At 46.9% G+C, this 24,155-nt stretch carries 22 protein-coding genes and 1 pseudogene; 14 read left to right on the forward strand and 9 right to left on the reverse strand.

The genetic code is table 11. From position 1 onward, the window contains the following. Nucleotides 1-2: 2 nt before the first annotated feature. The 5 genes from ade to QI63_RS07235 all read left to right on the forward strand — a co-directional run bounded on the left by ade (nt 3) and on the right by QI63_RS07235 (nt 6,558). A complete protein-coding gene (ade, locus tag QI63_RS07215) occupies nt 3-1,760 on the forward strand; it encodes an adenine deaminase (RefSeq protein ID WP_044015106.1) in 1,758 nt (585 codons plus the stop codon). Between the two features lie 10 nt (nt 1,761-1,770). Then, complete coding sequence (gene xdhA / locus QI63_RS07220; protein WP_044015108.1) at nt 1,771-4,068, forward strand: xanthine dehydrogenase subunit XdhA; 2,298 nt, start codon at nt 1,771-1,773, stop codon at nt 4,066-4,068. A 1-nt stretch (nt 4,069) separates the two neighbouring features. Beyond that, the gene (xdhB, locus tag QI63_RS07225; protein WP_044015110.1) at nt 4,070-4,951 is read left to right on the forward strand and encodes a xanthine dehydrogenase subunit XdhB; all 882 of its coding nucleotides are present in this window, start codon (nt 4,070-4,072) and stop codon (nt 4,949-4,951) included. A 2-nt stretch (nt 4,952-4,953) separates the two neighbouring features. Continuing rightward, nucleotides 4,954-5,448 (forward strand): xanthine dehydrogenase subunit XdhC, encoded by a 495-nt coding sequence (xdhC, locus tag QI63_RS07230; protein WP_044015112.1) that lies wholly within the window; start codon nt 4,954-4,956, stop codon nt 5,446-5,448. Nucleotides 5,449-5,715: 267 nt separating this feature from the next. Further along, nucleotides 5,716-6,558 (forward strand): AraC family transcriptional regulator, encoded by an 843-nt coding sequence (locus QI63_RS07235; protein ID WP_044015114.1) that lies wholly within the window; start codon nt 5,716-5,718, stop codon nt 6,556-6,558. Between the two features lie 63 nt (nt 6,559-6,621). Here the strand turns inward: QI63_RS07235 and QI63_RS07240 are convergent, their stop codons facing one another. The 7 genes from QI63_RS07240 to lepB all read right to left on the reverse strand — a co-directional run bounded on the left by QI63_RS07240 (nt 6,622) and on the right by lepB (nt 12,043). After that, on the reverse strand, nt 6,622-6,999 hold the full coding sequence (locus QI63_RS07240; protein ID WP_044015116.1) for a type II toxin-antitoxin system death-on-curing family toxin: 378 nt from the start codon (nt 6,997-6,999) through the stop codon (nt 6,622-6,624). Next, nucleotides 6,996-7,259 carry a hypothetical protein gene (locus QI63_RS07245; protein ID WP_235619652.1) on the reverse strand — a complete coding sequence of 88 codons (264 nt, stop codon included), beginning with the start codon at nt 7,257-7,259 and terminating at the stop codon, nt 6,996-6,998. The genes QI63_RS07240 and QI63_RS07245 overlap by 4 nt, the downstream gene beginning before the upstream one ends. Before the next feature lie 226 nt (nt 7,260-7,485). Continuing rightward, nucleotides 7,486-9,027: a tRNA (N(6)-L-threonylcarbamoyladenosine(37)-C(2))-methylthiotransferase MtaB gene (gene mtaB, locus QI63_RS07250; protein WP_044015117.1), complete on the reverse strand. Its 1,542-nt coding sequence runs from the start codon at nt 9,025-9,027 to the stop codon at nt 7,486-7,488. Nucleotides 9,028-9,082: 55 nt separating this feature from the next. Further along, on the reverse strand, nt 9,083-9,670 hold the full coding sequence (locus tag QI63_RS07255; RefSeq protein WP_052185591.1) for a tetratricopeptide repeat protein: 588 nt from the start codon (nt 9,668-9,670) through the stop codon (nt 9,083-9,085). A gap of 64 nt (nt 9,671-9,734) precedes the next feature. Continuing rightward, nucleotides 9,735-10,097: a bactofilin family protein gene (locus QI63_RS07260; protein WP_044015119.1), complete on the reverse strand. Its 363-nt coding sequence runs from the start codon at nt 10,095-10,097 to the stop codon at nt 9,735-9,737. A 20-nt stretch (nt 10,098-10,117) separates the two neighbouring features. After that, complete coding sequence (locus QI63_RS07265) at nt 10,118-11,314, reverse strand: coproporphyrinogen-III oxidase family protein (RefSeq protein WP_044015121.1); 1,197 nt, start codon at nt 11,312-11,314, stop codon at nt 10,118-10,120. Between the two features lie 15 nt (nt 11,315-11,329). Continuing rightward, the gene (lepB, locus tag QI63_RS07270) at nt 11,330-12,043 is read right to left on the reverse strand and encodes a signal peptidase I (RefSeq protein ID WP_044015123.1); all 714 of its coding nucleotides are present in this window, start codon (nt 12,041-12,043) and stop codon (nt 11,330-11,332) included. 122 nt (nt 12,044-12,165) lie between these two features. Here lepB and smpB point away from each other — a divergent pair, with 122 nt between their 5' ends. The 9 genes and pseudogenes from smpB (at nt 12,166) to QI63_RS07315 (ending at nt 21,477) form a co-directional block, all read left to right on the forward strand. After that, nucleotides 12,166-12,630, forward strand: a complete 465-nt coding sequence (smpB, locus tag QI63_RS07275) for an SsrA-binding protein SmpB (protein ID WP_016519060.1) — start codon at nt 12,166-12,168, stop codon at nt 12,628-12,630. 8 nt (nt 12,631-12,638) lie between these two features. After that, entirely contained in the window at nt 12,639-13,490 is an 852-nt protein-coding gene (locus tag QI63_RS07280) for a TP0183 family DNA metabolism protein (RefSeq protein WP_044015126.1), read from the forward strand. Between the two features lie 6 nt (nt 13,491-13,496). Continuing rightward, nucleotides 13,497-15,626: an ATP-dependent DNA helicase gene (locus tag QI63_RS07285; protein ID WP_044015127.1), complete on the forward strand. Its 2,130-nt coding sequence runs from the start codon at nt 13,497-13,499 to the stop codon at nt 15,624-15,626. 10 nt (nt 15,627-15,636) lie between these two features. Continuing rightward, complete coding sequence (locus QI63_RS07290; RefSeq protein ID WP_044015129.1) at nt 15,637-16,389, forward strand: lysophospholipid acyltransferase family protein; 753 nt, start codon at nt 15,637-15,639, stop codon at nt 16,387-16,389. Nucleotides 16,390-16,550: 161 nt separating this feature from the next. After that, nucleotides 16,551-17,198 (forward strand): annotated as a pseudogene (locus QI63_RS07295) (DUF2259 domain-containing protein). Between the two features lie 65 nt (nt 17,199-17,263). Then, nucleotides 17,264-17,917: a hypothetical protein gene (locus tag QI63_RS07300; protein ID WP_044015132.1), complete on the forward strand. Its 654-nt coding sequence runs from the start codon at nt 17,264-17,266 to the stop codon at nt 17,915-17,917. Between the two features lie 44 nt (nt 17,918-17,961). Further along, complete coding sequence (locus QI63_RS07305) at nt 17,962-20,103, forward strand: methyl-accepting chemotaxis protein (protein WP_052185506.1); 2,142 nt, start codon at nt 17,962-17,964, stop codon at nt 20,101-20,103. Then, complete coding sequence (locus QI63_RS07310) at nt 20,100-20,822, forward strand: YkgJ family cysteine cluster protein (protein WP_044015136.1); 723 nt, start codon at nt 20,100-20,102, stop codon at nt 20,820-20,822. The genes QI63_RS07305 and QI63_RS07310 overlap by 4 nt, the downstream gene beginning before the upstream one ends. Before the next feature lie 22 nt (nt 20,823-20,844). After that, nucleotides 20,845-21,477 carry a shikimate kinase gene (locus tag QI63_RS07315; RefSeq protein WP_044015138.1) on the forward strand — a complete coding sequence of 211 codons (633 nt, stop codon included), beginning with the start codon at nt 20,845-20,847 and terminating at the stop codon, nt 21,475-21,477. A gap of 77 nt (nt 21,478-21,554) precedes the next feature. Here the strand turns inward: QI63_RS07315 and QI63_RS07320 are convergent, their stop codons facing one another. Next, complete coding sequence (locus tag QI63_RS07320; protein ID WP_044015140.1) at nt 21,555-22,187, reverse strand: DUF421 domain-containing protein; 633 nt, start codon at nt 22,185-22,187, stop codon at nt 21,555-21,557. Between the two features lie 123 nt (nt 22,188-22,310). Beyond that, nucleotides 22,311-24,110, reverse strand: coding sequence for a hypothetical protein (locus QI63_RS07325; protein WP_235619653.1), 1,800 nt, complete (start codon nt 24,108-24,110; stop codon nt 22,311-22,313). Between the last annotated feature and the right edge of the window lie 45 nt (nt 24,111-24,155).

Below are 24,155 nucleotides of genomic sequence, written 5' to 3' on the forward strand. Positions count from 1 at the left end.
ATATGGATGAAAAAAGGTTTATCGATATTGCGGCAGGGCGGGTGAAAGCCGATCTGGTGTTAAAAAACGCTTTTGTGCTTAATGTGTTTACCAAAGAGTTTATTAAACAGGATGTTGCGATAGCGGACGGCTATATCGCCGGAGTCGGACAGTACGAAGGTGTTGTAGAAAAAGATTTAACCGGCAAGTTCGTGTGTCCGGGGCTTATCGATGCGCACCTGCACATTGAGTCCACGATGGCGTCTCCGCGGAATTTTGCTCGGCAGGCGCTCCGCTGCGGTACTACGGCCGTTATTGCCGACCCGCACGAAATTGCCAACGTTGCGGGCGTTGACGGTATTCTCTATATGCTGGAGGATGCGCGGAAGGCGGTGTTTGCCGGTACGGACCAGCCGCTTGTTTCCATCTATTTTATGATTCCTTCCTGCGTGCCCGCTACCGACTTTGAACACACCGGCGGCGCGATTACCGTGTACGATATAGAAAAGCTATTGGATGAGCCGAATGTACTCGGTCTCGGCGAGATGATGAACTATCCTGCAGTCATCCGCGGGGATGAAGCCGTATTGAAAAAGATATCTGCGGCTCGGGAAAAGAAAAAGATATGCGACGGTCATGCGCCGTGCGTGCGCGGCCGCGATTTACAGGCATACTGCGCCGCCGGTATCCGTACCGATCACGAATGCGCTTCCTACGATGAAGCATTTGAAAAATTGCAGCAGGGAATGTACATCCTGATACGCGAAGGCTCTTCCGCGCAGGATTTGGAACCTATCGTACGCGGTATGCTGGAGCATAAGACCGATACGAGCCGCTTTGCGTTCTGTACCGACGATAAAAAAATGAGCGATATTTTAGCGAACGGACACATTAATAATAATGTACGCAAAGCGGTGTCGCTCGGATTATCGCCGGAAGATGCGCTGTGTATGGCGAGCTTCCATGCGGCACAGTGTTACGGTTTGAGCGGCAGGGGGGCTATCGCTCCGCGCCACTATGCGGATATTGTCGTATTTGATAATATAACGGACTTTTCAATCGATTCGGTATACAAAGCCGGTATTGAAGTTTCTTCCGTTCCGATGGCGCAAGAAACGGAGTCGGCGGCGGCAGAGGAACCGTCGTCGTTCTCCATTAAACGGATTACCGACAGCGTGCATGTTGTTCCCGTATCTCGGAGCGCCTTTAGCGCCGACCATTTTATGCCGTCGGGTTCCGATAATTTCCATGTTATCGGAATGCAGCGGGGAACACTTTTTACGAAGCATCTGGTGTTTCCGCGGCAGGAATGCGCCGAGATGCTCAAAGAAGGCAAGCTCTGTTATTTGGCGGTGCTGGAGCGGCACAAGAACACCGGCAATATCGGCCGCGCTTTGCTGCACGGTTACGGAGTGTCGAACGGAGCCATCGCGTCGAGTGTCGGCCATGATTCGCATAACATCATCGTCGCCGGTTCCAATGCTGCTGACATGCACCGCGCCGTAGAGGAAATAATCGACATGAAAGGCGGTGTAGCCGTTGTACAAAACGGTGTAGTGCTTAGCAAATTTGCGCTGCCGATTGGCGGTTTGATGAGCCCGATGGAACCGGGGCAGCTTGCCGATGCTATTCACCATGCGGCCGAGAAAGCGCATACTATCGGCGTATACCCCGAAGTTGAACCGCTGATCGGTTTGTCGTTCCTTGCGCTGCCGGTTATCCCCGAATTAAAATTGACGGATTCCGGTTTGTTCGATGTAGTAAAATTTCAGTTTATATAGGGAGGTAAAGATGATAGTTGGAAAAGCGGTGCCCCGTGTCGATGCTTACGATAAGGTAACCGGCAGGGCAAAGTATGTTGACGATTATTTTCACAGTGATTTTTTAGTCGCAAAGGTATTGCACAGTACCATCGCGAACGGACTGGTAAAAAAAATCGATACAAGCGCTGCGGAAAAAATCCCCGGCGTGGTTAAGATTGTTACCTGTTTCGATGTGCCGGACATTTGTTTTCCGACTGCGGGACACCCGTGGTCTACCGAAGCGGCGCATCAGGATATTGCCGACCGGAGACTGCTGAACACGAGAGTACGCTTCTACGGGGATGATATTGCGGCAGTCATTGCAGAAGACAATGTCGCTGCAGAGCGTGCCTTAAAAGCAATCACCGTTGAGTATGAAGAATATCCTCCTATTATGGATGTGCATCAAGCGATGTCCCCTGAAGCGACCGTATTACACGAAGCATTCCCGGGCAATGTGCTGAAGCATACGGTGTTTAGCGTAGGCCAGTATGAAGAAACGCCGGATGATCCCGATACGGTCATGTTTGAAGGTGATTATGCGGTATCTCCGATTTCTCACTGTCATATAGAAAATCCCGGCTCGTATGCGTATATGAAAGGCGGAAAGATTATCGTGGTGTCTTCCACGCAGCTGCCTCATATCTGTCGCCGCGTGTGCGGACAGGCGCTCGGAATCGACTGGGGGAAAATACGGGTTATCAAGCCGTATATCGGCGGCGGCTTCGGCAATAAGCAGGACATCCTGTATGAACCGCTGAACGCTTACCTTTGTACGCTCGTAGGCGGCCGCTGTGTGCAGCTGTCCGTTTCGCGTGAGGAAACCTTTATGTGTACCCGCACGCGCCATGCGATGGAATTCCACATGAAGACAACAGTGCGGAAGTCGGACGGCAGGTTCATTTCGCGCAAAATGCTCTGCTATTCTACGAAGGGCGGTTACGCTTCACACGGACACGCTATTACCGCGAATGCCTCCAACGAGTTTAAGCAGCTCTATTCGGCGGAAAAGGGAATCATTTCCGAAGCGTATTCCGTGTTTACCAATCATATTACCGCAGGGGCTATGCGCGCGTATGGGATTCCGCAAGCGGATTTTGCCCTTGAATCTTTTATGGATGATATGGCGCTCAAACTGAATATGGATCCTATCGATTTGCGGCTCAAGAACTGTATGCGGGAAGGGTATGAAGATCCTGTTACAAAGATTAGAGCAAACTCGGACGGGCTCTATCAATGCTTGCAGAAAGGCCGCGAGGTGTTCCACTGGGATGAGCTGCGGAAAAAGTATGCGAATCAGACAGGGCCGGTGCGCCGCGGTGTCGGAGTTGCCTGCTTTAACTACAAAACCGGCGTTTACCCCATCTCGCTCGAAACCGCCTCCGCCCGTATCATGCTCAATCAGGACGGCAGTATTCAAATTCAGATGGGGGCGACGGAAATAGGACAGGGCGCCGATACGGTGTTCTGCCAGATGGCTGCCGAAGTGCTTTCGCTGCCGATGGATAAGGTCTATATTTTTTCCGAACAGGATACCGATGTTAGCCCGTACGACAGCGCGGCCTATGCTTCTCGTCAAACATACGTGAGCGGCAAGGCGATTAAAAAAACTGCCGAATCGCTTAAACGAAAGATATTGGAATATGCGGCGTGGATGCTCGATATGAAGGCCGATGAACTTGATCTGCAGCATGAAAAAATTATTGTCCGTAGTACCGGCGAAGAGCGGCTCACCTTGGAAGAGGTCGCAATGGAAAGCTGTTACAGTATGAAAGAATCCAATCACCTCAGCGCGGAAGAAACGTCGCATTGTACCGATAACTGCTTCTCGTTCGGTGCAACCTTTGTTGAGATTGAGGTTGATATTCCGGTCGGCAAAATCACGGTATTGAATATTTTGAACCTGCACGACAGTGGTACGCTTATCAATCCGCAGCTGGCGGCGGCTCAGGTACACGGCGGCATGGGAATGGGAATCGGTGCTGCAACTGCCGAACAGATGCTTTATGATAATAAAGGCAAGCTGCTGAACGGGAATCTTTTGGATTATAAGATGCCGACGGCGATGGATCTTCCCGACTTACACGAGCTGTTTATCGAAAATGCCGATCCCACCGGCCCCTTCGGAAATAAATCACTGGGCGAGCCGCCGATTATTTCGCAGCCGCCGGCAATCCGCAATGCGCTGCTCCATGCCACCGGCGTTGCCATTAACAAGCTGCCGCTTAATCCTCAGCGGCTTTTTGAAGCGTTCAGCGAGAGCGGGCTGCTGAAGGAGGTAATCTAATATGTACGATATGGAAAGTTTTTATCAAGCGATATCCATCGCCGATGCCGTAAGCGCCTTAGTCCGTACCGAAAATCCGGTTATTCTTGCCGGCGGCACCGACGTGCTGATTCAAATGCGGGAAGGTAAACTTGCCGGACGGAATGTCGTGTCTATTTTCGGCATCCCCGAATTGCGCGGGGTGAGCATAGATGAGGAAGGTACGATCCGCATCCGGCCGCTGACGGTCTTTAGCGAATTAACCGGAAGTCCCATCGTGCAAAAGCACTTACCGATGCTCGGCTATGCGGCCGATCAGGTCGGCGGGCCTCAGATACGGAATATGGGAACGGCAGGAGGAAATATCTCCAACGGTGTAACCAGCGCCGACACCGCGCCGAGTCAGCAGTGCTATAACTCGGTTGTCGAAATTACCGGCCCGGACGGAGTGCGGCTGGTTCCCGTGCAGGAGTTTTACGTATCTGCCGGAAAGGTGGTGCTGCAAAAAGGCGAGTTGGTAACCTCATTCCTCATTAAAAAGAAGGACTACGAAGGCTTTACCGGCGACTACATCAAGTATGCGATGCGTAATGCGATGGATATTGCGAACTTGAGCTGCGCTTCCCTTGTAAAAACCAAACGGGAAAACGGCGCCTTAAAAATCGACGAGGTGCGTATGTGTTTCGGTGTTGCCGCTCCGGTGCCGCTTCGCTGTAAAAATACTGAGGCTTTTTTAACGGGTAAAGAAATCAACGATGCGTTATATGAAGGCTTGCAGGAAGTGCTTCTCACGGATATCAATCCCCGTGACTCGTGGCGCGCGTCAAAAGCGTTCAGAATTAATACCGCCAAGCAAATAGCGGTGCGATCTTTACGGAAAGCTGTCGAGCGGCAGGAGGTGTAAGCATGTTAAAAATTATTACTATGAAGGTAAACGGGAAGCAGTGCGAGCTTGCCGTTGATGTTCGGGAATCGCTTGCAGACGCGCTCCGCAATAGACTTTCGATGACGAGCGTTAAAAAGGGCTGTGAAGTAGGAGAATGCGGCGCCTGTACCGTGTTGGTGGATGGAGTGTCTGTTGACAGCTGTATTTACCTTGCAGTATGGGCGGACGGCAAGAGTATTTTGACGGTTGAAGGACTACAGGGCGAAAACGGAGAACTCAATCCGGTGCAGCAGGCCTTTATCGATGAAGCTGCCGTTCAGTGCGGCTTCTGTACCCCCGGGCTTATTATGACAGCGGTGGAAATTGTCGGAAGCGGAAGGCTGTATACGCGGGAAGAGCTGCGTAAGCTTATCTCTGGGCACTTGTGCCGCTGTACCGGCTACGAAAACATCCTCCGCGCGGTCGAAAAAGCGATGAAGCAAAACCTTGAGCAAATGAAAAAGGCAGGCGCGTAAGACTCGGACTTGAGCATTGGGCGCCGCTAAAAGTTGTAAGCCTCTCCGAGATGATGTTTTTCATAAGTTTTAGAATACCAATAACTTATGAAAAACATTGTATGAAACGCCTGTTTTTTTTATGCAGCTTTTTTACTGTGCGCTGTACTTATTTTTGCGGCTGATGATGATATAGAAGACACATCGCAGCCGCTTTTTTTTGTACAATAACTATCGGGACGGCTGTTTTTATATGCATTATACTCTCCGTAGGTTTTGGAGCAAAAGATGAATATCATTCAATCATTTAACGGAGCGATGGCTTATATTGAAAGGACTATTGAGACAGGGTGTGATGAAGCGGAGATTGCGCGCATTTCCGGCTATTCCTATCCGCTATTCAGCAGAATCTTTTCGATATTGGTCGGGTATCCTTTAAATGAATATCTCCGTTTTAGAAAACTCAGCAGAGCCGCCGCCGATTTGCGCAATACCGATGCTAAGATTATCGACATAGCATTGGCGTACGGCTATGAATCGCCTGATTCTTTTGCAGCTGCGTTTAAGAAATTCCACGGCGTCAGTCCGAGCGCGGTTCGGAACGGAAAAGAATTTAAATCATTTGCTCCAATTAAATTATCTTTAACCGTCAACGGAGGGCAAACTATGGAAGTCAAAATTGGAAAAAAGAGCGGATTTACGCTTGCAGGTATTCAAGTCGATGCGGATCGAACCAGTGATTTTCCGAAAGTCTGGGGCAGCCTTTTTGAAAAAGCTTCGCACGAAGAACTTGCAAAACTCGGAAACGGTAGGAGCTTCGGCATCTGTTCCGAGGTAAAAGACGGCAAAACGTTTACTTATGCAGCGGCATATGATTGCCGTGACGCACAAAAGGCGGCCGAACTCGGCTTGTCGGTGATGCACATCCCAGAAGCTGAATACGCAGTAGTCCAGCTGAAAGGCTCCGTTCCCAATTGCATCCACCAAGGCTGGAAGTATGTTATGGAAACCTTCTTTCCCGAACAAGGGTACTGTCATGCCGGTACTCCCGACTTTGAAGCATATTCGGAAGGAGATATGTACAGCAAGAATTACACGATGGAGCTATGGGTGCCTATTGTAAAGGCATAAGGCTGTGAATTACTCTTCCTCCGCAGTCCTGCATACGAGGTTGCTGCTGCGGGGGGAGGCTGATTATTTTCTATGCTCAATAATCCATCCTTTTATGTCATTTTTAGACATTTTCCCCGAAGCAATGTCTAAACCAAAATCAACCAATTCTTGTTGTGAATAATTTACTTCAATATTATTCAACTTTAGAAAAAGCAACATTAAATGTACACCGATTCTTTTGTTTCCATCTATAAAAGGGTGATTCTCAATCAAAGAGTAGCACAGCTGCGAATCCTTGTCTAAAATATCAGGATAAAGATTGTTCCCGCCAAAAGTTTGAAATGGTGTTTTCAATGCTGAATCCAAAAGCTGCGCGTCACGTATACCATCCATACCGCCTGTCTTTTCGATAAGAGACCTGTGGATTTTTACTACTTGTTCATACTCAAAGAAAATCATTTAGCTAATTCCTGATATGCTTGCTTATTCTGATCAATGAGAAAATCGGAAATTGCAAAAAGTTTTTCATCAGAAACGGTATGATATAGCTTTTCATCTTCCAAAACGGTTATTATTACTTTTCTGCCATTATAATATTCAAGCGAAGGACAATCTGTAAGAATGGTGTTTCCCTGAATAATCCCAGTTATTGCAAACATTTTGCTGCCTCCGGGTGGTATTATAGCATATATTGATTGTTTTTTTACAGAGCTTTTCATAAACAATACCCCCTGGTACTCTGATTCGAAGGATGGGATTATTGTCAAATTAATTGATAAATATAACAATACCCGTTTGGGGCATAATAAATTCCGATTGGGGTAGAGCTTCCTATACTTTTTCGTAGAATACTAACGATTAATATTAGAATAGACCTGTTCGGAAACTTCGTTTTTTACAGATGCTCATCGGTGCCATTACCCATCGAAATGATGTGAGGTTGTTTCAGTTCGGTTCGCTGTGCGGGCTAGAGATAATTTCCGTCAGTACGGCATCCTTTCCCTGGACTCGTACACGGATATATTCGCCGCCGTGCAAATTATTCTTCTGTAAAGGATCCCGTATTAAAGGCAGGGAAAGATAATTTTCCGTGATAACGGTTTGCTGTCCGTTGCGCGGCGCTTCGACAACCCCGCATATCGGTTTTCCATCCCATGCCTGTAAATATGATGCGGATTGCGTTTCCGCCAGTTCGTTCAGCTTTTTTATCCGCTGACCTGCAATCCGTTCAGGTACTTTCGGCTGCATTTTCCACGCCTCTGTTCCCGGGCGGGCAGAAAAGGGAAACGCATGTATTCCCGCAAACTCAAGTTCACGGCACATCCGGTACGTTTCTTCAAAATCAGCTTCCGTTTCGCCGGGGAAACCGGCGATGATATCCGCACCGATAAACGGATTATTCTTTACGCGGCGGAGTTCGGAAACGGCTTGATATATGGTTGCTTTCCTGTAGCCTCGGTGCATCGCTTTAAGGACGGTATCGCTGCCTGATTGTACGGAAAGGTGGAAGTGGGGGCAAATCTGCGGATGTGCCAGCAGCGGGACAAGCACCTCATCGATCCTATCGGGATAAAGGCTCGAAATGCGGATACGCATCTCAGTGTTTTCCAGTATGAGTTTGAGCATATCGGCAAAGTCTCCGGCTTCGCTCCGGTACTGCGACAGATTCACGCCCGTCAGCGTTACTTCACGAGCACCGGTTTCTTCTATACAGCGAAGCCGTTCGAGGACTTCGGCGGCGGGAAGCGACACGGATTTACCCCGTGCAAGCCGTATCCTGCAATAAGCACAGGCATCGTTACAGCCGTCTTGAATTTTCAGCAGTGCGCGTGAGTGGAATAAAAAATGCGGGGAGCTGAGTGCGAATAGCCGGTTCTCCCGTATGCCGCGTATGGATATGTTTTGTACTGATGAGTTTTGTACCGGTTTGTTCTGTGTATGCTGCGGAGCTTTGTCCGTCAAACGGGTAAGGTAGGCGCGCACTGCGCTTAGAAAAAAGGCTGTGTCAAAGTAAGCGCTGTCGGCTACCAATTTTGCAAGGTATGCCGGTATTTCGGTTAATAAATCTTTCTGTTGTCCGGGGAAGGCGAGTATGTGGGGGTGCAGCGCTTCTATTTCCGCGGCTTCCAGTTGAGCATAGCAGCCTGTTACCAGAATAACGGCATGGGGGTGTGTCTTCACCAGTAATCTGATCAGCCGGCGCGCCTTTTGTTCCGCTTTGCCGGTTACGGTGCATGTATTCACAAAGCAGAGAACCGTCTGTTCGGGCGGCAGCACGGAAGATAATCGGATGGGAGCCGCGGCTTCCGGGGCTGTTATCGTTGAAGTGTCGGCAGGCGTTGTACCGGCGTATCCGGCATAATCGGCATGGCCGGTATAGATGGAAAACCCCGCATCGGTACACAGCGCGGCAAAGGACTCAGCCTCCGTTTGATTAAGCCTGCATCCGAGCGTTTCAATTCGTATTGAACATAATTGAACATTCATATTAATGAAGAAAACCTATAATCAGAAGTTAGAAAGAGGAGAACGCTGCAGCGGGCTAAAAACGGTGCAGTACGCGTTCATAACCTTTTTGAGCATCGGTTGAATTTTTGTTCAGCTGTAATGCAGACGAATACGCCTCCAATGCTGCCCGGTATTCCTTTGCCTGTTCCCGCGAGTACGCAAGCCGCGTCCACCACACGCTATTGAGCGGTTCCAACCTGATAGCGGTAGAAAAGGCTATATCGGCATGGCGATATTTTGCCATGCGCAAATACAATTCTCCGATATGATAATACACGCCGCTTACCTTCGTACCGTTAGGCGCATACGCAATATAATCTTCAAAAAGATGCAGGCTCTCTTCGTTCCTTCCAAGGTGATAGAGCGCTTGCGCATGGCTTTCAATAAGCCGCGGATCATATTGCGAAACTTCCCGCCCTTTAACTGTCCAGTCGGCCGCTTCCTGATAGCGCTCGTCGGCAAGCAGCGCCCATGTCAGTACAACATAGCTGTCGATATTGCGGGGCATCCGTTCTATTTCGTTTAAACACACCGATGCGGATTCTTTATAGCGGCCTTCACGATATAATACCAGCGCATCATCACCCTTTTGTGCATAAATATAATAGGGAAAAAAGAGCATTAAAAAACTTAATGCGATTCCTGCCGGAAATCTTTTGCAGAGAGCAAACACGTTCTTATAACCTCTAGTGCCGATTCATCGTACAAATTCCGCTAAAAAAACAACCGCTATCCAGTATTACTTCGGGAGCTGTTACATCGCCGGTTAATTTCCCTGAGGCAAATACATGCACGGAGGTGGTAGCGGTAACATTACCGATGACCTCGCCTTTAATAATAACGCGGTCTGCGTTTATCTTTGCCTTTACTTTTGCATATTCACTGATCATTAAATCGCTTGAAGATTGAATGGTTCCTTGTACGGCACCCTTTATCATAAAGGGCTTTTCAAACTTAATGATCCCGTCAAAGACGATATCCTCAGCTAAAACCGTATCGTAATCTTCTTCATCCAAATCTATCAGCGCTATTTTATCCGCTTCTGTCATAGCTCATAGAATAACAATGATTAACCGTCGAGGTCAAGAGGCTTTCCGGCAGGGTATTGTGCTTTTGTATCCAGTTCCGACAGCGCATCGATTAAAAAGCGGTTGAGAAAAAGCAGACCTTCTTCCGTAAGGTAAACCCGATCGGTCTCGATGCGGCATTGCCTGCGTTTTTCCCAGAGGCTGAGGGTATTGCCGATAAAGGCGGTAATATCAGCGCCGAACCGCCGTGCAAATGCCGGCCGGTTAATCCCTTCCGAAAGCCGGAAACCCATCAGCAGAACCTCTTCTAAAAAGATATTCCGATCGATATGCTCACACGGATATACCGAGGTTCGGTCGGCTGCGGTCATCCATTCGCCGATATCTTTGCTTCCTTCAAAACGCTCCGCTGCGATAAATTTTCCGCCGCTATCTTCATGTATCAGAGTCCCGCATGCAGCCGGGCCGATGCCGGCGTATGGTTCCATATTCCAATAGATTTGGTTATGAAGGGAGCGGTGCTTATCCTGATACGAAAAATTCGACACCTCATACCGGATGTATCCGTTTTCGGCTAAAAGTTCGATGTTTTGCTGTAACAGGTCGGAAATAAAATCTTCACGGGCTTCAGGAAGCGGCGCTTCGCTGCACAGTCCGTAGAGGGAGAGGTGATCGATGCGGTAGTCTATTAGCCGCTGCAGATCGCCGGAAAGGCTCGCCGCGGTCTGTCCGGTCAATCCTGCAATTAAATCACAGGAAAGTTCGCCGTGCCATCGGCTTTTTATCGTATTCAACGCCGTTATCGTTTTTTCCTTTGAACCACGGCGCCCGTTTACGGCCAGTACGTCGTTATCAAAAGTCTGTACGCCGATGGAAAGCCGGTTGATGCCGCCTTCGCTGCAAGCTGCAAGCCATTCGGGGTGAATATCTTCGGGATTTGCTTCTATCGTAAATTCTTGAACCGGCAGATGCTGCTCTTTACGGATACCGGCCGCGAGGGTGCTAATATCATCAGGGTGCAGCAGCGAAGGCGTGCCGCCGCCGATATAGACGGTTTTCCATGCTTCAATAGCAGAGCGCTCTTTAAAAAAACGGACATCGTGCAGGAGCCGCTCGATAAATTGAGGATTGGGATGATAAGGGGCAAAGCCCGCCTTTTGCGTTATCGAGTAAAAATCGCAATAGCGGCATTTTTGTGTGCAGAATGGAATATGAATGTAAAGACCGGCAGGCTTCACGGGTACGGTTTCGGCTTAAAAAAAAGCGATACGGGAAAACGGCCAATACCGCATTAGGATGCGTCCCTTAATCTGTGTTGCCGCCTGTAACGGCCCCCAGAGGCGGGAATCGCTTGAGGCAATTCGGTTGTCGCACAATACAAAGTATTCCCCTTCCTTGAGCGTAATTTCGGGATAAGCGCCTGAGAACGGCAGTGACGTATCCCAGTTCTCCGGTAGATTTTCGCTTTTGACGTTATAGTCGTTTTCCGTTACTTCAAACTCGGTTAAGAAATGTCCGCCGTTCTTTGTTTTAATATGCAGTACAAAATCTTCCATATATATTGTATCGCCGGGGATGCCGACAACGCGCCGGATAAAAGGTTTTGCTTGCGACGGCTGATTAGCTGCAAAGGGATTGACCAGCTGGAAGGTAAAAAAGGCAACGATTTTTTGTACCGTTTTTTCAAAAAAATTTTGATGAGGCCGTTCAATCGGTTCGACCGTTACGAGTGTACCCCGTTCAATATCTTTTTGGGAGGAATAAAAAGGAGCGGTAATAATCATATCCCCGGAGGAAAAAGTCGGCTGCATTGTATCCGCTTGAATTCGGTACGCGGCGATAATATACGAGTTGATAAGCTGATACAGTATAAAAAGTAAGAAAACAATAAAAGCGACACGGATAATTTTAAACCGCTTTTCCCGCTGTTCAGTATATGAAGTAAATTTGTACCGTTGAAAAAACATAAAAAACCTATTCTACCGGTGATGCCATGTATTTGAATAATGATATCGGAATATCTTTTGTAACTACAGTACCATTTTGTCTCTACGTTGACAAGTATTTTAAGATGAATATAATGAGTTTAATGGACGGAGAGCCGATAAAAATTATCGCAAAGAATAAAAAAGCGCATTTTGACTATTCTATCGAAGAAACAATAGAATGCGGGATTGCGCTGCAAGGTACCGAAATAAAATCGGTAAGGGACGGGCGTATTTCATTCCCCGATTCGTTTGCCGAAATTATACGGAATGAGGTGTGGTTGAAAAATTTTCATATTTCGGAATATGTGTATTCTTCAATCTTTAACCATGATCCCGACCGTCCTAAGAAACTGCTGCTGCATAAAGATGAAATTAAACGACTAACCCGAAAAACGGAGGAAAAGGGCTATACGCTTATTCCTCTTGAGTTTTACTTAAAGCGGGGACGGATTAAGGTCATGCTCGGCATCTGTAAGGGTAAAAAGCAGTTTGATAAACGGGCAGACATAAAGGAGCGGGATATTAAGCGGGATATGCAACGGGAACTGCACCTAAAAAACAGGTGATGACAAGCATGAAACACAGAAGAAAAAAAACTCTATACATAGCCCTCCTGCTGCTCATCAGTCTGCCGCCGGCGCTTTCTGCGTTGCCGGGTGTTGCAGTGTATCAATTACAAGCGCCTGAAATGCCTGAGCAAACGGCTCAGACGGTCGATAATCTTGTCTTTTCTTTTATTAAAGAACTTAAAACATATACTATCTTTGATGTGCGTAATGAGTCCGTACCGGTTGATTTTCCTAAAAATCCGGCTATTGAATATATTTTCTTCGGGGTATTGGAAGAAGTTCCTGAAGGAATCAAGCTTGAGCTCGTGTTGAAGGGACGAAAAGATCAATTTACCCGTATCATTTCGAAAGTATACGGTAATATCAATAAAATCCTGCTTGATTCACGGCTGTTGGTGTTCAATCTCTTTGATTTTTCGATACCCTTGGACAGCCTTGCAATTTCGACGCCGCAAAATGAACAAGACACGGAATTCGGATACATCGAGACCGTCGATTCGCTTGCCGGTTCATGGAAAGGAGAACCCGGTCTTGACCGTGTGATGATATTACGCGGCGGCCGCGGTATGGCGGTGTTTTCAAGCGGCGTGTCTGTTTCGCTCGATTTAAAAATAGATAACGGATACCTGCTGGTAACCCAAAAAGGCAGCCTGCAGCCCCGCCAGTTTCTCAATTTACCCGATGAAATTGCCCGTCAGGCAGTGCAAAAAACCAATCCGCCCCAATGGCGCTTTTTGGTATCCTCCGATAAAAAAATTCTTTCAGGCACAAAGGTCGATGCGCAGATACAATATAATGAAACGGCCATTATCAGTGTGAACTACGGTACTGCAGCAGTTGAATGGCTGCGCGATTAAGCCCTCATGCATTACGAAGATGAAGCGGAGGAACGAGTATACCGCCGCCTGAATGCCGATAAAATAGCAGGCTATCTTGAAGAAACCGGCAGCTTTGCTTCTTTTTTTGATCACTATGAAGAGCGCCCTCCGCAACTTGATCTGACCCGCGCAATAACCCATTGTTTTAACGACAGTACAATCGGCGTTTTTGAAGCGGGAACCGGTGTCGGCAAGAGTTTGGCATACTTGCTGCCTGCCTTTGAATGGGCGCTTGCTAATAAAGTCCGTATTGTCATCTCCACCGGTACCATCAATTTACAACATCAGCTCATCGATAAGGATGTTCCCGACGCCTTAAAAATACTCGGTGTATGCGGCGAGCAATCGGAACAGCCTCAGGCGGTGCTTATTAAAGGACGGCAGAATTACCTCTGTTTGCGGCGGCTTATGCAGACAATACAGGAACCTGATCTCTTTAGTCAGGAAGCGGAAGAGCTGGCTGCTATCCAAAAATGGGCGCAAACAAGCAAAGACGGCGCCCGCTCCGAACTCCCGTTTATGCCCGCCGCTGGGTTATGGTCAAAGATTTGCTCCGAATCGGATAACTGCCTCGGGCAGCGTTGTCCTTTTTACACCGACTGTTTTGTGATGAAGCTGCGCAAAAAGGCGGAAAAGGCTGCTCTCTTAATTGTCAATCACCATCTGCTCTTTGCCGATCTTGCCAGCAGGAAAGAAGGAGCGGGGTATGCCTCAACCGCGGTTCTGCCGTCCTTTAACGCAATCATCTTTGACGAAGCGCATACGATTGAAGAGGCGGCAAGCGGATTTTTTTCCCGTACCTTTTCCCGCTATGATTTAACCCGCTGTATTACAACGCTTTCTCGGACTAAAAAAGGAAAAGCCGCGGGCTGTATCGAAAAAATCACCGCGGTTTCGACTAAAGCCGAACTGATGCCGGCGATCATCGGTGCGCTTGCAAAAACGCAAGCCGCCTATTCCGCACTGGAAGCACAGGCTCTCTCGTTTTGCGGCGCCGTAAGCAGTCTCAGTTTTACACAGGTACCGGCATCGAAGACGGCGGCGCTGCTTGCCGCGTGCAAGGATTTTTATGCAGAGCTGAATATACTCAACCTGAAGCTTGCGGTGCTGATTACCAATGCCGAACCGGACGAAGGCTCCCCGTATGAAGAGGCGGTGCGGGAAGGTTCACTCGCGCTGCACCGGTTGCAAGATATTTCCGAAACCCTCGAAAACTTTTTCCGCTGGAAGGAACTGCCCGATTACGTCTTTTGGATAGAAAAATACCAAAGCCCCGCGGGGGAGGTTCCCTACTTTAATCAGACGCCGGTGGATATGTCGGGTTTGTTGAGGCAGGCGGTGTTCACGCCCTTCGACACCGTCATTGCGCTTTCCGCAACGCTGAAAATCGGCACGAGCTTTTCGTATTGGCTGGGCAGGGTCGGTCTGCATCCTTTTTCCGACAAACCGGTGCGCACCGGTACCTTTGAATCGCCTTTCCCGTACGATAAAAACGTTCTTTTGAATATCCCGACGGATGCACCTGCCCCTGATGATGAGCAGTTTCAGCAATTCGTGAATACCGCCGTTACTAAATTGATTGAAATGACCGGAGGAAAAACGCTTGTCCTGTTTACCTCTTATGAGTCGTTAAAACAAACGTGCGCATACGCCCGCAAGGAACTGCCTGACATGGAGCTATTGCAGCAGGGTGAAGATGATCGCAGCCGCCTCTTGCAAACTTTTAAAGAACATATCGACAGCAGCTTATTCGCAACGGCCTCATTTTGGGCAGGCATCGACGTACCGGGGGAGGCGCTTAGCCATGTCATTTTGGTAAAACTGCCCTTTGCCGTGCCGAGTGCGCCGCTTTTCCGCGCCCGTGCGGATGCCATCGAAAAAAGGGGAGGCAGTTCGTTTATGCAGTTAAGCGTCCCCGAAGCAGTCGTGCAGTTCCGGCAAGGCTTTGGCCGCCTGATGCGCTCACAGACCGACCGCGGTATTGTAACGCTGCTTGATAAACGTGCACTCGTTAAACAGTACGGAAGGATCTTTATCGATAGTATTCCTCCGACAAAACAATGCTTTGCATCTTTGCAAGAAATAGTATATACTATTGAAAATTTTTTGTATTGACGGAGTTCCCATGCTTGGAATTTTTTGCATAGTATGCTGTATCAACACAATAGCAGGATGGGCGTTATTAAACCGTATTGCTTATGCCGTATATCGGCCGTGGTGTAAAAAAATCAATGCGCATATTTCAACCGTTGTTGCTCACCGTATTTTTTCAATTTTTTCTACTTATCTAAACTTCCGCTTTAAGGGCGACTATGCGCTTGTGCCGCAGCTGCCGGAACAGTATTTATTGATTTCCAACCATCAAAGCATTTTGGATATTGTTGTGTATATGAACTATCTCGGCGGAAAGCGGGTTCGCTTTGTCGCAAAGAAAGAACTTGCAGACCATGTCCCATTGGTTTCCGTTATGCTGAAAAGCGACGAGCATTGTCTGGTACGGCGTACCGGTAGTCCCAGCCAAGCGATGCAGGCAATGGATTCATTTGCACAACGGGTGGTGCGCAACAATTGGATACCGATTTTATTTCCGGAAGGAACCCGCTCGAAGGATGGTACAGTCGGAACCTTTCATTCGGCGGGATTCCGGCGGTTTTTATCCAAGGCGCCGATGCCGGTGGTTGTTGCTGCCGTTGACGGCGGATGGAATATCTCTTCGATAACACGGCTTGCAACCAACCTGCGCGGCGGTTCGTATCGCGTTAAAATCTTAAAAATATATCCGACGCCTACTACAAAGGAAGCCCAGCTGAAAGTTTTGGAAGAAAGTAAAGAGTTGATACAGGAGCAGCTTAAAGTCTGGCGAAATCAGAGTAGGTAATGCATAATTAACACTGAAAGAACGAATTTTTTAGAGGTTCCCTGTTTTGGCTTTCCCTCTTTAAAGTTTGCATTTTATATTCCGATAAAGGTATAGAAACGTAATTTACGGATTCTTCATGCACAGGAGTTGTTATGCGGAAACTTTATATGATAATGATCATGGCAGTCTTTTCTGCTGCCGTTTATGCAGGAGATATTGCAAACTTTGTTAATTTAGGTTTTTCAGCTGATGGAACAAAGTTTGCATTCGGTCAGCACGGTTTACAGGATAAGACCTACCGTGCGTATGCTGAAATTTATGCTGTCGATGTAGGTGCCAATACCTTTCTCCCTAACGGTATTTTTAGGACATCTCCCTCAAAGCAAACGGAAGGCAAAGAGAGTAAAGCGACTTTTCTTGCATTACAGAATAGAGCGCAAGTTTCCTTGAGTAAATGGGGTATTTCCGAAATCCGGCAGGGACGGGTTCTTTATGCGCAGACAGAATCGACGGAAGGGAATCAGACTCTATTTTTCCGCGACTTCCAAACAAGTGATGAATATACGGTTGTGCTGAATACAACGCAAAAAATCAAAAACAGAAAGCTCATTTTATTTAACGGTAGAAAAAACAAAACCGAACGGAACTAAGGTAAAAAAGAGGTTGGCCGTCCCGATTATGTCAGAAGCGGTGTTAAAAATTATGCTGTTAAGAAGATATTGATGGATGACACCTCCCGGTCTCTCATTTTTATTATTGAAAAAAAAGAATATTCTGCTGAAGGTGATTCTTTCCGCTATATGGTGGAGGCAACCTTAATCGAATAGAGGGTGCGGGTAAAAAGGCGGTTCCGCTATTTTAATTTTTATTTATTCGGTATATACTGGTAGCTATGAGTACTGATATACTGATAACAGACGATCGCTTAAATTTTTCGTTAAGCTTAGCTGATTTTTTACGGGTACAGGGGCAGCGTGTAATCGTTATTTCCGATGCCGAACGAACAAAAGATAAAAAAACGGAGAATGCGATAGGTCCTGTGTTATTATGGAACCGCCAATCCGTATTTTCGCTTCAATCTTTACCGCTCCAATTTAAAACGTTACAGTTAAATATTGAAACTGCACTGCTGATCTTTGATGCACCCGCATATACCGAATTATATTCCAATACCGGTGTATTGCATGCCGACAAGATCGTTACCGAATTGATTACTGCAAATATACAGTTGGCCTACACTTTTATGCGGTATTTTATTCATAAAAAATCCGGGAAATTAATATTTGTACATCGAGATGTCTCTCCTTCATGCGGGAATATACCGGTTGCCGCTGCGTCCGGAGCATTTGTGAGGATGGCGGAGGCAAGTGTAGCAACACTTGCACAGGAAGAAAATGCTCTTTTGCAAACAATGCTTGTTCGCCTTGAGGGAGAAGATAATGCGCTTTATACCGAATGGCTGGCTGCACAAATAAACCAGCCTGCGTTGTCGCGTATGCCCGGCAAATGGATTAAAGCAGGACAGCGCGGATTATTTGGCAAATAGGCTTCTTCCTGTAAGCATTCTTTAATTATTTGAGGAGAGAAATAATGGATACTAAAAAAAAGAATATGTCTCTGCGTACTAAAATTTTGCTGAGCGGTGTCATTACGCTGTGTATTTTAATAATATGCGCCTGTGCCATAATCGGTTTCCAACTATATCAGGTTAATATAAAACAATACGATCGAACTTCATCTCAGCAGTTTTCTCTTATAGAGCAAACAATCATGCTGTTTATGGAAAACAATAAAAATACGGCAAAAATGCTTGCAGAGCATCCTACCGTGCAAGTTGCCGATACCAGCCTCAATAATTATACGGTTACAAAGCAGAATATGATACTGAAAAATGTATCGAAAGGAGAAATAGAGCAAGAGATGGTAACGCTATTTAAGCGCATCTATAACGGATATTCCGATATCGCGGAAGTCTTTTTCGGGTCAAAATGGGGCGGGTTTGCCAGTTCGTGGGATGATACCGTTAGCGCGGGGTTTGATCCGCGAAAGCGTATATGGTATCAACAAGCGGAAGCTGCTGGTGGTGATACGATTGTGACGCCTGCATATATGTCAACGATAGGTGCACCTGTTATCTGTTTTTCCAGACAAGTATTATCGCCGGAAGGACGTTTTATCGGAAATCTGGGGCTTGAGGTAAAACTTGAGCAGCTTACTTCATTTATCGATTCGATAAAAGTCGGCAAGACAGGATATGTAATGTTGTTCCAAAATGACGGGACTATTTTAGCCGATCCGATGCATCGGGATTTAGTGTTTACAAAGCTGGATAGTACCGTTAATCAATACCTTAAACATTTTCAAGATATCGGCATCGAAACGAAAGTTGTTACGATCGATAATATTCAGTGGCGGGTACGGGTTTTTGCTATTGATGAATTGGGATGGAAAATAGCGATATTGATGCAAAATAGTGAGATATTGGAAAGTTTTTACCGAATCGTTATCAGTATGGCCGCAGTGGGAACGGGGATGCTGATTATATTTTTCTGGCTTATTTTCTGGTTCTCAAAACGTGTAAAAGGATATTTCCGAAAGCTGCAGCTTATCTTTGCAAAAATGGCATCCGGCGATCTGACCGGACGGTTTTACATTAAGAAAAATGATGAAATCGGCCGTCTGATGATCGATTTTAATACGACAATGGATAAGGTTGCCGGTATGATTAATTCGCTTATCCATGAATCGAAGGCAATGCAGCATGTGGGAGATGATCTCTACAATAATATGTCCGAAACGGCAAGTGCAATAAACGAAATCAGCGCAAATGTGGAAAGTATTAAGCGGCAAGCAAAAACCCAGGCTTCAAGTGTTCAAAAAACCGGCAATGTAGTTGAAAATATTATTGCACAAATTCAAGAACTGGATAAAGAGATTACAGTACAAGCAAATTCAGTTGCGCACTCTTCTTCTGCAGTTGAAGAAATGGCTGCAAATATTGTTACTATTACGCAAACGCTTGAAAAAAATAATGATTTGATAAAAGAGATGTATTCGATGACTCTTGATGGGAAGAACGGCGCTAAGACGGCAAACTCGGTAGTTCAGCAAATAGCGGAGCGCTCCGATTCGCTTTTGGAGGCAAGTGTGATCATTCAGAATATTGCAAGCCAGACAAACCTGCTTGCAATGAATGCCGCTATCGAAGCCGCCCATGCGGGAGAAACCGGAAAAGGTTTTGCGGTTGTTGCCGATGAAATCCGTAAACTTGCGGAAGAATCAAATGCACAGGGAAAGCAAATCGGCGGTGTTCTGAAAGAATCTATTGAAATTATTCGTACGCTGATAGCTGCCGGTAACGGTGCCGAACAGACCTTTGATAAGGTATATGAACTTGCGACCAGAATTTCCGATCAGGAAGACTTTATTACGCGTTCCATGCAAGATCAGATGAATGCGAATAAAGAAGTATTGGCAGCGATTAAAGATATCAATATTACTACGAATACGGTACAAGCCGGTTCATCGGAAATGCTTTCGGGCAGCGGAGAAGTTGCACGGGAGATGAATAAACTGGATGGATTGACTCAGGTTATTACCAACAGCATGGATGAGATGTCTGCCGGTGCTATTCAAATAAATAATGCCGTTGTAGAAGTAAATGATCTGGTGCAAAAAAATAAAGAAAGTATCGAAATATTGGCGAATAAGGTAAAAGAATTTACGATATGATAAAAGAAGCGGAAAAATTTGCGGGTACTATGATCTATGATATTTTGACGGCAGTTGATTCGTTGTATAATGATATAGACGCAGATCAAAAAATATGGAAGGCAAAGAGCCCCATGCAATGCCCTGACGGCTGCGGTAGTTGTTGTGTTCATTTTGAACCTGAAGTATATGAGGCTGAAGCGCTGTATCTCGCAGCATGGATGCTGGAAAATCAGAGCGAGCGGGCAGACCGCATCGCCGAAGCTGACAGTGATGCTTCTATCGGAGGCGACGGCTGCGTTCTGTTTGACCCCGAAAGCCCGTATCACTGCACGGTGTACGGCGGACGGTGTCTGATATGCCGGTTATTCGGTTTTTCCGGTGATCACGGTAAAGACAGGTGTATCCGCTGGAAGCCGTGCCGGTATATGGAGCCTTCCGTAGTTGCCGGTAACGCAGCAGGCAGAATTTCCGGTACCCCTGTCAACGGGACAGGTACGGTGCAAGATGTTCAAACGGGACGGCAATATGGAGAAGAGGAGATGATGCGATTATTCGGTGCTGTTCCGCCGTATATGGGCGCCGCTTCGTCAAGTCTTTTGGCGCTGAACCCTGATGATACGCATCCCCGTCCGCTGCGGATTGCGCTCCCCGCTGCGATTAAAAAGCTGAAAATGCTGTTGCACTTTATCACACCGCCCGAACCCGATTGTCCTTCACCGCATCCGTTAAGTGCCTAGCACTGCCGCTATCGTGAACTTCATGATACTTTTAGGCTTGAGCCGTTCAGGAAAGACTTCCGTAGGGAGACTCCTTGCCGAACAGCTCGGCTGCTCTTTTTACGACACCGATGAAGTTATCCGCGTTCGTACCGGTTTAACGCCGCGGGAGCTTTGCCGTCAAGGAGGGGTATCCGCATTACATGCTGCGGAAGCTGTTGCCCTGCGTGAATGCTGCGCTCTACATGACTGCGGTTGGGGTGCCTTTGCAGACGAGCCGTTGCGGCACTCTACACCTTTGCCCCTGCCAACCGACGGCTCCGCTGAGAAACGGCAGGGGGCAACCGTAGAAAACTGTGCTGTCATTGCAGCGGGCGGCGGCATCTGCGATAATGTCGAAGCGTCTGCCATCGTTGCGGCGATACCGCTGCGGGTATTCCTCTATGCAACGGAAGCGGTACTTTTTGAACGCCTGACGCGCGATGCACTGCAAACAGGGTATTATCCGGCTTTCTTACGCTTTCTACCTGCCGATCAAAAAGCGGAAGCTCGGCATCTGTTTACCGAATTGTATACGCGCCGCACCGAACTGTACCACAGGAGCTGCAACCTTATCATCGATACGACCGGCTTGGATTGCGCTGCCGCCGCTCAGAAGATAGCGGAGCAATGCTGATTATCGTAAATTAATATATCTTTTGTGAGATACGGCAAACGGTAAAATTCTTATTTCTTTAAGGGCATAGCTTGTCGTTATTGATACGGAGTTACTATCAAAGTTTTGTCCACGTATTCTCCTAAAAATACGTCGCTATATGCACCTATACCTTGCTTTTTTAGTTCATCAAGAAGCCATTCTTCATCCTTCCCGATTACTTTAAGAATATCACTTTGTACCTGACCATCCGTAATAATGGGAAACTTGGGATTTTCTTCACCAGCCTGTATGATAATGAACTGCCCGTTTTGTTCGACTAAAGCTCTCTTTACAGCCTTTGATGAGTAAATGCCATTTGTACGAAGTTTAAAAGCTACATCGTGAGCCGATAACCGAGCCTTCTTGCAATTTGTGATATCTATTTTGCCGTCATCGATTATAATTAACGCCTTGCCGTCTATAAGCTGCTTAGCCTTTAGATTACGTTTCTTTACCCATTTCATCGATAGAACAAAGACGCACCAAATGCACAAAACAACAATAAAATCAGGTATTCGAACACTACTGTTGTAAATAGCGCCTCCCATAACTCCACCGAACACATAGTTTATAATTTGGTCACTGGCTGATGATGGCGCTAAATTTCCTTTTCCTGATATGTTTATGATTACTACCATTGCAAAGAAGCCGATGAGCAGCTTTATCGTTACTAGTAAAAATACCCCCATATATGTGCTCCTCTATTATTTAGAAAAATTATATGGTACGCTTCCTTCATAAATTGAGCTATTATATCATTTTCTTTTTAAATGTATACAGCAAAACTCAGTAATACGTGTATCAAGGGCTTTTCACTTTCCGCGAATCTGATACACAAGCTTAACATCGTAATACGGCTTTTCATTTCTTACCGAAACTTCCAATTTGCCGGAGTGTACCTTTCCGATACCGTCTCGCTTAAAACTGACATATACGCCGCCGCCGTACACGGGACTTTGCAGGTATATAAGGCGCTCATTTTCGGTTTCTTCCTTCCGTACTGCTTGCGAAAACGAACCGGCGATACCGCAAAAAACACCGTCGGTAATGCAGAAATGACCGTTTATATGGATAGCATACTTTTTTAAGATAAACGGATTGGCGGTTTTGTCCTGTAATTCAACGGAAGCTCCGACAGCTGCTTTTTGGAACCATTGAACGCCGTTAAACCATTTCGGTTTGCTTATGCATATCAGTTCCGTTTTAATAGTATGCAGTTCATTGCGGTAATCCCAGCTTGCCTTCCAACGGATTACTTCATGTTTTACCTGTGTAATAAGTCCGCCGTTATGCAGCATTGTTCTATCTTCCATACTGAACCCATAGAGCGCGGACAGCGAGAAAAGACCGACCTTAAAGTGCGGCTGAATAAAAGCGGTAATCTGTTCGTTTTGCTGCTTCCCATCCCAGTTGACGGCGCGCGCTCCGGTATAGCTGCCGCCGGTTCGTATACCCGCATACCGATACCAAGCATCGATTTCGGCTTGTACCGCGCCGGAAACGGTTTTGTCTGCCGCATAGCTGCAAAAACCGGTTGTCGAAAATGAGACAATCGGATGAGTAAAAACAGCATTAAGACCGAAAAGCGTGTGGTAACGCTGCCGGATATCTTCACCATATATGCCTGAGGACTCTGCGGAAGATGGTTTTACCTCCCTAACCAATTCCGGCATAAAAGCGGTAAGATATTGAACGGCAAAGTTGATATCAGCTTTTTTCTGATTCATACGCCAGCCGCCTATAAGACCGTACCGCATACGCTGCTTCTTTGGTTCGGGGCTTGCAAAAAAAACTCCGTTCCATCCGCTGCCGTATACTTCAACCCCATATTGAACAGCCTTTTGCCCGCTCCCGATACCGATAAACTGTTCCCGCGGAAATTTGACTCCGCCGTAGTTTGCTTTTGTTTTTGAAAAGCCGGTAAAATGTGCTGCTTTTAAGAAACTGTCAAAGGTGAGGCTTCCTGCACCGAGGAAAAGCGCCGGGATATTTTTTTTAGGAAAAGAAGATTGCAGTGCTGCAAGCGGATACAGCCCGACACCGAAATTCCTCACCGACAGTTCAAAGTAGGGTACGGGCATCGGTGATTCAAGCTGTAAATAACCGATGTAGCCGCGTCCGCTGAGTCCGGCAGAAATCCGGGCGCCTTTATGAACACTGTGTACATATCGGAAAAAATAGTCGCGTTCCGGGGCTGTGTGTTTTGCATCAGCCTTATCATTCTGTTGTACGTCCAATGAGGAATCTGCTTTGTCTATTTGTTGTTTGACCGATTCGTCCGTTTGTTGGGTAAGCGCTTTATCCGGTTGCTGCTCAGTTGATTCGCCCGTCTGTTGTCCGCCGCCTGTTTCCGATCCGGTTTCGGAAGCTTTATCGAAATTGTGTTCATCCGTCTCGGCGCCGGAATCCTCATCGGAATCTTCATTGGAGTATTCATCGATATCGTATTCCTCGCCGTTTTGTAGACCGAATATAAAACGGTCATTGGTTAGCCGGTCAAAAAGCGATTGTTGCCCGTGGACTTGCGTAGAAACGCATCCGAAGAGGGTAACAAACATACACAATAGGGTCGGCATACGCTTGATGCCGTGATAAAATTTTATAAGATTCATGCCCCTTTTATGCGACATCAACGGCGTTTCGGCTAATAATTTTTA

This window comes from Treponema sp. OMZ 838, assembly GCF_000775995.1.
Lineage (GTDB): Bacteria > Spirochaetota > Spirochaetia > Treponematales > Treponemataceae > Treponema.

What these genes read in the sequence shown, in the direction of transcription:
- ade (WP_044015106.1), top strand. Translation starts at nt 3, where the DNA reads ATGGATGAAAAAAGGTTTATCGATATTGCGGCAGGGCGGGTGAAAGCC.
- xdhA (WP_044015108.1), top strand. Translation starts at nt 1,771, where the DNA reads ATGATAGTTGGAAAAGCGGTGCCCCGTGTCGATGCTTACGATAAGGTA.
- xdhB (WP_044015110.1), top strand. Translation starts at nt 4,070, where the DNA reads ATGTACGATATGGAAAGTTTTTATCAAGCGATATCCATCGCCGATGCC.
- xdhC (WP_044015112.1), top strand. Translation starts at nt 4,954, where the DNA reads ATGTTAAAAATTATTACTATGAAGGTAAACGGGAAGCAGTGCGAGCTT.
- QI63_RS07235 (WP_044015114.1), top strand. Translation starts at nt 5,716, where the DNA reads ATGAATATCATTCAATCATTTAACGGAGCGATGGCTTATATTGAAAGG.
- QI63_RS07240 (WP_044015116.1), bottom strand. Translation starts at nt 6,999, where the DNA reads ATGATTTTCTTTGAGTATGAACAAGTAGTAAAAATCCACAGGTCTCTT.
- QI63_RS07245 (WP_235619652.1), bottom strand. Translation starts at nt 7,259, where the DNA reads ATGAAAAGCTCTGTAAAAAAACAATCAATATATGCTATAATACCACCC.
- mtaB (WP_044015117.1), bottom strand. Translation starts at nt 9,027, where the DNA reads ATGAATGTTCAATTATGTTCAATACGAATTGAAACGCTCGGATGCAGG.
- QI63_RS07255 (WP_052185591.1), bottom strand. Translation starts at nt 9,670, where the DNA reads ATGCTCTTTTTTCCCTATTATATTTATGCACAAAAGGGTGATGATGCG.
- QI63_RS07260 (WP_044015119.1), bottom strand. Translation starts at nt 10,097, where the DNA reads ATGACAGAAGCGGATAAAATAGCGCTGATAGATTTGGATGAAGAAGAT.
- lepB (WP_044015123.1), bottom strand. Translation starts at nt 12,043, where the DNA reads ATGTTTTTTCAACGGTACAAATTTACTTCATATACTGAACAGCGGGAA.
- smpB (WP_016519060.1), top strand. Translation starts at nt 12,166, where the DNA reads ATGGACGGAGAGCCGATAAAAATTATCGCAAAGAATAAAAAAGCGCAT.
- QI63_RS07280 (WP_044015126.1), top strand. Translation starts at nt 12,639, where the DNA reads ATGAAACACAGAAGAAAAAAAACTCTATACATAGCCCTCCTGCTGCTC.
- QI63_RS07285 (WP_044015127.1), top strand. Translation starts at nt 13,497, where the DNA reads ATGCATTACGAAGATGAAGCGGAGGAACGAGTATACCGCCGCCTGAAT.
- QI63_RS07290 (WP_044015129.1), top strand. Translation starts at nt 15,637, where the DNA reads ATGCTTGGAATTTTTTGCATAGTATGCTGTATCAACACAATAGCAGGA.
- QI63_RS07300 (WP_044015132.1), top strand. Translation starts at nt 17,264, where the DNA reads ATGAGTACTGATATACTGATAACAGACGATCGCTTAAATTTTTCGTTA.
- QI63_RS07305 (WP_052185506.1), top strand. Translation starts at nt 17,962, where the DNA reads ATGGATACTAAAAAAAAGAATATGTCTCTGCGTACTAAAATTTTGCTG.
- QI63_RS07310 (WP_044015136.1), top strand. Translation starts at nt 20,100, where the DNA reads ATGATAAAAGAAGCGGAAAAATTTGCGGGTACTATGATCTATGATATT.
- QI63_RS07315 (WP_044015138.1), top strand. Translation starts at nt 20,845, where the DNA reads ATGATACTTTTAGGCTTGAGCCGTTCAGGAAAGACTTCCGTAGGGAGA.
- QI63_RS07320 (WP_044015140.1), bottom strand. Translation starts at nt 22,187, where the DNA reads ATGGGGGTATTTTTACTAGTAACGATAAAGCTGCTCATCGGCTTCTTT.
- QI63_RS07325 (WP_235619653.1), bottom strand. Translation starts at nt 24,110, where the DNA reads ATGAATCTTATAAAATTTTATCACGGCATCAAGCGTATGCCGACCCTA.